Origin of the sequence: Spirillospora sp. NPDC047418 (assembly GCF_040643275.1) — a bacterium.
Taxonomy (GTDB): domain Bacteria; phylum Actinomycetota; class Actinomycetes; order Streptosporangiales; family Streptosporangiaceae; genus Spirillospora.
Genome location: NZ_JBEYTW010000178.1, coordinates 1 through 6,655, shown reverse-complemented (window position 1 = coordinate 6,655; position 6,655 = coordinate 1). Strand labels below are relative to the sequence as shown.

Sequence of the window (6,655 nt, the reverse complement as noted above, 5' to 3'; positions counted from 1 at the left end):
CTAGCGCCGAGTCCCCCTTCGTGGTTCTGCGGCGGGGGGTGGTTTTTTGGGGGGGGCTAAAAAAAAAAACCCCCCCCGCCCCCCCCCGGGGCCCGCCACGGCTGCTTACTGTACGCGCGGCCGCGCGGGGCACGCTCCGGATCCACCGAGATCCGGGGCGGGCGGCCGGAACGTCCCGCCGTCCTAGACGGCCTGCCGCTTCAGCTTGCGCCGTTCCCGCTCGGAGAGTCCCCCCCAGATGCCGAAACGTTCGTCGTGCTGCAGCGCGTACTCAAGGCACTCCGTACGCACCTCGCACGCCCGGCACACCTTCTTGGCCTCGCGAGTCGAGCCGCCCTTCTCCGGAAAGAACGCCTCCGGGTCCGTCTGCGCGCACAGGGCGCGCTCCTGCCAGCCCATCTCTTCGCCGTCTGTGCCGTGCGCCAGCGGGATGACCACCTCGCTCACAGCGCACCTCCCTGCCCGTGGAACCCCCTGGTCAATGCCTTCCCTCCGGTTCCTTCCCCCGAGAAGGCATTGAAACTACACGGACGAAATTACACGCGTGCAGTGGCTGCCCCGTCAAGCCGGAGAGCATTCCTGGGCGACAAAACGGGTTATGCCAGGACGACCTTTCGCTGAAGATCGGTTAATCCGGCGGCCGGCGGCGCGCCACGATCACTGCGGAGGCGGCGGACGGTTGTCCCGGTACCAGTCGCCCTGCTCGGCGCCCGGCGCCGGCTGCGTGCCCTGCGGGCCCTGGTCCTGGCCGGAGCCGCCGTAGGCGCGCGTCCACTCGCCCATCTCCTCCTGGTCGGCGGCGGGCTGCTGCTGCGGCTGCTGGCCCTGCTGCGGCTGCTGACCCGCCTGGTAGCCGCCGCTCTGCGCGCCGTACTGCTGGTAGTCCTGCTGCCCGTACTGCTGCTGCCCGTACTGCTGCTGGCCGTACTGCTGCTGGCCCTGCCCCTGCTGGCCCTCGGCGCCCGGCTGCTGCCCGTACTGCTGGTACTGCTGCTGGCCGTACTGCTGCGGCTGCTGGGCCTGCTGGTCGAAGCCCTGCTGCTCGAAGCCCTGCTGGCCGAACTGCTGCTGCTGGCCGTACTGCTGCTGGCCCGGCTGCCCCTGCTGGTAGCCGAAGTCGGGATAGCCCTGCTGCTGCGGCTGCGGACGCGGCGGCTGCATCCCCTGGAACACGGTGAAGACGAACCAGCCGCCCGCACCGACGATGGCCAGCTTCCCGGCGCCCTCGAGGAACGCCGACAGCTTCGTCAGCGCCGAGATGTACTCGGAGTCGGCGAGCATCCCGCTCAGCCACGAGATCACCCCGAACAGGGCGATGCCGCCGAGGACGCCGAGCGCCCCCATCGTGATCGTCCTGGCCTGCGGCGTCTGCGTCTCGCCCCACGTCACCAGGAGCACCGCCAGGACCAGGACCCCGACGAGGACGATCTGCAGGAACGTCCCGCCCTGCGTCTCGCCCAGCGCGCGGCCGGTGAACGAGCCATCGCCGCCGAGAAGGGAGATCAGGCCCGCGAGCAAGTGCAGTCCCGCCGCGGCGAGCAAAACCCAGGCGGCCGGTTCGCGCAGGCGCTGGACGGCTTCCTTGTTCACGGTGAATTCTCCAGACCGAGGCAATCCATTACACGCCAAAGCTTTGCATAGTCTCGCCGGGGGGTGCGACCCCCCGGGGCGCCGTAGGGTTGTGGGCATGAAGATCGTGTGTCTGGCGGGCGGGATCGGCGGGGCCCGGTTCCTGCGGGGGCTGCGGGGGGCGGTTCCGGAGGCGGAGATCACCGTCATCGGGAACACCGGGGACGACATCTCGCTGTTCGGGCTGCGGGTCTGTCCCGATCTCGACACCGTGATGTACACGCTCGGCGGCGGGATCAACGAGGAGCAGGGCTGGGGGCGGGCGGACGAGACGTTCACCCTCAAGGAGGAGCTCGCCGCCTACGGAGCCGGGCCCGCGTGGTTCGGGCTCGGCGACCGGGACTTCGCCACCCACATCGTGCGGACGCAGATGCTCGCGGCCGGGTACAAGCTGTCGGCCGTCACCGAGGCGCTGTGCGACCGGTGGAAGCCGGGGGTGCGGCTGATCCCGATGACCGATGACCAGGTCGAGACGCACGTGGTCATCGAGGACGACCAGGGGCGGCGGGCGATCCACTTCCAGGAGTGGTGGGTGCGGCTGCGGGCGTCCGTCCCGGCGCTGTCGATCGCGGCGGTCGGCGCGGAGGACGCGAAGCCGGCGCCCGGGGTGCTCGCGGCGATCGAGGCCGCCGACGTGGTGCTCTTCCCGCCGTCCAACCCGGTGGTGAGCATCGGGACGATCCTGGCGGTGCCCGGCATCCGCGACGCCATCGCGGCGAAGACCGTGGTGGGCGTCTCGCCGATCATCGGCGGGGCGCCGGTGCGGGGAATGGCGGACGCCTGCCTGACGGCCATCGGGGTCGCGACGTCGGCTCTGGCCGTTGCCGAGCTCTACGGGCTCGGGCTGCTCGACGGGTGGCTCGTCGATTCCGCCGACGCGGATGTGCGGGTCGAGGGCATCGAGGTGCGGTCGCGGCCGCTGCTGATGAGCGACGAGGGCGCGACGGTCGATATCGCGCGGGCCGCGCTCGACCTCGCCGTCGAGTTGAAGCGGGCGGAGGACGCCGAGTGAAGATCGAGGTTTTCGGCGTTCCGGGGCTTCCCGAGGTCGCCGAGGGCGATGACATCGCCGCGCTGGTTCCCGCCGACCTGGTCGCCGATGGGGACGTGCTCGTCGTCACGTCCAAGATCGTGAGCAAGGCGGAGGGGCGGATCCTGGTCGCCGACGACCGGGAGAAGGCCATCGACGCCGAGACCGTGCGGGTGGTCGCGCGGCGGACGCATGCGCGCGGCGAGACCCGGATCGTGGAGACGCGGCAGGGGCTCGTGCTCGCGGCGGCCGGTGTGGACGCGTCCAACACGCGGCCGGGCACCGTGCTGCTGCTGCCGGAGGACCCCGACGCCTCGGCGCGGCGCATCCGGGCCGGGGTGCGGAAGCACGCCGGTGTGGAGGTGGCCGTGATCGTCTCCGACACGCTCGGGCGGCCGTGGCGGAACGGGCTGACCGATGCCGCCATCGGGGTCGCCGGGCTGGAGCCGCTCAATGATCTGCGCGGGCTGGACGACTCCTACGGCAACCGGCTCGACGCCACCATCACGGCCGTGGCCGATGAGATCGCCGCTGCGGGCGAACTGGTCAAGGGCAAGTTCGACGGGGTGCCGATCGCCGTCGTGCGGGGGCTCACCGGGGTCGTGACGGCGGAGGACGGGCCGGGGGCGCGCGCTCTGGTGCGTCCGCCTGCCGAGGACATGTTCCGGTTCGGGTCGGCGGACGTGCTGCGTGCGCGGCGGACGATCCGGGAGTTCACCGACGAGCCGGTGGACCCGGCGGCGGTGCGGCGGGCCGTCGGCGCGGCGATCACCGCCCCGGCGCCGCACCACACGACGCCGTGGCGGTTCGTCCTGCTGGAGTCGGCGGTGTCCCGGACGCGGCTACTCGACGCGATGCGCGACGCCTGGGAGGCCGACCTGCGGCGGGACGGGTTCTCCGAGGAGTCGATCACCAAGCGGCTCCGCCGCGGCGAGGTGCTGCGGCGCGCCCCCCACCTCGTGGTGCCGTGCCTGGTGATGGACGGTTCGCACGACTATCCGGACGAGCGCCGGTCGCGCGCCGAGCGCGAGATGTTCGTCGTGGCGGCGGGCGCCGGCGTGGAGAACCTGCTGGTCGCGCTGGCGGTCGAGGGGCTCGGGTCGTGCTGGGTCTCGAGCACGATGTTCTGCCGGGACGTGGTGCGCGAGGTGCTCGACCTGCCGGACGAGTGGGATCCGATGGGCGCGGTGGGAGTCGGTCACGCGGCCGCGCCCCCGCGCGACCGCCCCGCCCGCAGCGCGGACGCGTTCATCGAGGTGCGCTGAGCGGGAATAACTCCGTGGTGGCCGGGGCTGGTCCCGATGCGGGACCCCGGGGCGGCGCGAATTATGACGATTGGCATAGAGTGCCCGCATGGACGCGACGAGCTCCGCTCTTCGCCGGGCCCTGGCCCGCGCGCGTGACGGCAAGACACTGGACCGATCCGAGGCCACCACACTGCTGCAGGCCCGCGGGGCGCAGCTCGACGATCTGCTCTCCTACGCGGCCCGCACCCGGGACGCCGGCCTGGAGGCCGCCGGCCGGCCGGGCGTCATCACCTACAGCCGCAAGGTCTTCATCCCGCTGACCCGGCTGTGCCGGGACCGCTGCGGCTACTGCACGTTCGCGACCGTCCCGCACAAGCTGGACGCGCCGTACCTCAGCCCGGACGAGGTGCTGGAGATCGCGCGGCAGGGCGCCGAGATGGGCTGCAAGGAGGCCCTGTTCACGCTCGGGGACCGTCCCGAGGACCGGTGGAAGCAGGCGCGCGAGTGGCTGGACGCGCACGGCTACGACGACACGCTGTCCTACGTGCGGGCCATGGCGATCCGGGTGCTGGAGGAGACCGGGCTGCTGCCGCACCTGAACCCGGGCGTGCTGACGTGGCGCGACTTCCAGCGGCTCAAGCCGGTCGCGCCGTCGATGGGCATGATGCTGGAGACGACGGCGACGCGGTTGTTCAGCGAGAAGGGCGGGCCGCACTTCGGGTCGCCGGACAAGGACCCGGCCGTCCGGCTGCGGGTCCTCGAGGACGCCGGGCGCACGAACGTGCCGTTCACGACCGGGATCCTGATCGGCATCGGCGAGACGGTCGAGGAGCGCGCGGACGCGATCTTCGAGATCCGGCGGACGATGCGGGAGTACGGGGCGATCCAGGAGGTGATCGTCCAGAACTTCCGCGCGAAGCCCGACACGAAGATGCGCGACACCCCGGACGCGGAGCTGGGGGAGCTGGCCGCGACGATCGCGGTGACCCGGCTCATTCTGGGGCCGAAGGCGCGCGTGCAGGCGCCGCCGAACCTGGTCGCCGACCAGTACGCGCTGATGCTGCGGGCGGGGATCGACGACTGGGGCGGCGTCTCGCCGCTGACGCCCGACCACGTGAACCCGGAGCGGCCGTGGCCGCAGATCGACGAGCTGGCCGAGCGGACCGCCGAGCTGGGGTTCTCGCTGCGGGAACGGCTGACGATCTATCCCGAGTACGTACGGCGGGGCGAGCCGTGGCTCGACCCGCGGCTCATCGGGCATGTCGCCGCTCTCGCCGACCCGGCCACCGGGCTGGCGAGGGAGGACGCGGTGCTCGAGGGGCGTCCGTGGCAGGAGCCCGACGGCGGGTTCGAGGCGTCCGGGCGGACTGATCTGCACACGTCGATCGACACGACGGGACGGACCAGTGACCGGCGCGACGACTTCGACGAGGTCTACGGGGACTGGGACGCGCTGAAGGAGCGCATGTCCGCGCCCCAGCGGTTCGACGCCGATGTGAAGACCGCTCTCGCGCGCGCGGAGCAGGACCCCGCGGGACTGTCGGACGATGAGGCGCTCGCCCTCCTGCACGCCGATGGGCCTGAACTCGACGCGCTGGCCCGGCTCGCCGACGACCTGCGCCGGGAGACCGTTGGCGACGATGTGACGTACGTCGTCACTCGGAACATCAACTTCACGAACGTCTGCTACACCGGGTGCCGGTTCTGCGCGTTCGCGCAGCGGCGGACCGACGCCGACGCCTACACGCTGTCGCTGAGCCAGGTCGGTGACCGAGTGGACGAGGCGTGGGCCGCGGGCGCCACCGAGATCTGCATGCAGGGCGGCATCCATCCGGACCTGCCCGGAACCGCTTACTTCGACCTCGCGCGTGAGGTGAAGCAGCGGGCACCCGACATCCATCTGCATTCGTACAGCCCGATGGAGGTCGTGAACGGCGCGTCCAGGACCGACATGTCGATCCGGGAGTGGTTGCAGGCCGCGAAGGAGGCCGGGGTCGACTCGCTGCCCGGGACGGCCGCCGAGATCCTGGACGACGATGTGCGGTGGGTGCTGACCAAGGGGAAACTGCCCACCGACCAGTGGGTCGAGGTCGTCACCACTGCGCATGAGGTGGGCATCCCGACGACGTCCACGATGATGTACGGGCACGTGGATACTCCGTCGCACTGGGTCGCGCACCTCAAGTTGCTGAGGTCGATCGAGGAGCGGACGGGCGGGTTCAGCGAGTTCGTGCTGCTGCCGTTCGTCCACCACAACTCGCCCATCTATCTCGCGGGGCTGGCGCGTCCTGGGCCGACTGTGCGGGAAAACGTGGCCGTCCATGCCCTGGCGCGGATCCTGCTGCACGGCGCGATCCCCAACATCCAGACGTCGTGGGTGAAGCTGGGCGATGAGCTGTGTACGCGGGTCCTGCAAGGGGGCGTGAACGACCTGGGCGGCACGCTGATGGAGGAGACCATCAGCCGGATGGCCGGGTCGGAGAACGGTTCGTTCAAGCCCATCAGCGACCTGGAGGAGATCGCCCGGCGCGCGGGCCGTCCGGCAAAGCAGCGCACGACCCTATACGGCGAGGTACCGGCGGAGCGCCTGGAGGCGTCCCGCCGCACCGACGGAATCGGCCATTTCGGCCACCTCCCCCTAACCCCCATCTCCCGTTGACCTGCGGCGGGGGGTGTTTTATATTGGGTCGCTGAAAACACACAACCACCACAACAACCACACCCAGACCTTGATATGGGTGGGCGTGGG

5 protein-coding genes are annotated in these 6,655 nt (G+C 71.1%); 3 read left to right on the top strand and 2 right to left on the bottom strand.

From position 1 onward, the window contains the following. Window positions 1-183: 183 nt before the first annotated feature. Together ABZ806_RS44580 and ABZ806_RS44575 are read right to left on the bottom strand one after the other, a co-directional pair. On the bottom strand, window positions 184-399 hold the full coding sequence (locus ABZ806_RS44580; RefSeq protein WP_171064042.1) for a WhiB family transcriptional regulator: 216 nt from the start codon (window positions 397-399) through the stop codon (window positions 184-186). A 258-nt stretch (window positions 400-657) separates the two neighbouring features. Further along, entirely contained in the window at window positions 658-1,590 is a 933-nt protein-coding gene (locus ABZ806_RS44575) for a hypothetical protein (protein WP_500225969.1), read from the bottom strand. Window positions 1,591-1,687: 97 nt separating this feature from the next. On the opposite strand from ABZ806_RS44575, the gene cofD reads away from it, so the two are divergent. The 3 genes from cofD (at window position 1,688) to ABZ806_RS44560 (ending at window position 6,565) form a co-directional block, all read left to right on the top strand. Then, the gene (cofD, locus tag ABZ806_RS44570) at window positions 1,688-2,641 is read left to right on the top strand and encodes a 2-phospho-L-lactate transferase (protein ID WP_500225967.1); all 954 of its coding nucleotides are present in this window, start codon (window positions 1,688-1,690) and stop codon (window positions 2,639-2,641) included. Next, the gene (locus ABZ806_RS44565; RefSeq protein ID WP_500225966.1) at window positions 2,638-3,924 is read left to right on the top strand and encodes a coenzyme F420-0:L-glutamate ligase; all 1,287 of its coding nucleotides are present in this window, start codon (window positions 2,638-2,640) and stop codon (window positions 3,922-3,924) included. The genes cofD and ABZ806_RS44565 overlap by 4 nt, the downstream gene beginning before the upstream one ends. Before the next feature lie 88 nt (window positions 3,925-4,012). Beyond that, the gene (locus ABZ806_RS44560) at window positions 4,013-6,565 is read left to right on the top strand and encodes a bifunctional FO biosynthesis protein CofGH (RefSeq protein WP_500225964.1); all 2,553 of its coding nucleotides are present in this window, start codon (window positions 4,013-4,015) and stop codon (window positions 6,563-6,565) included. The last annotated feature ends 90 nt before the right edge of the window (window positions 6,566-6,655 follow it).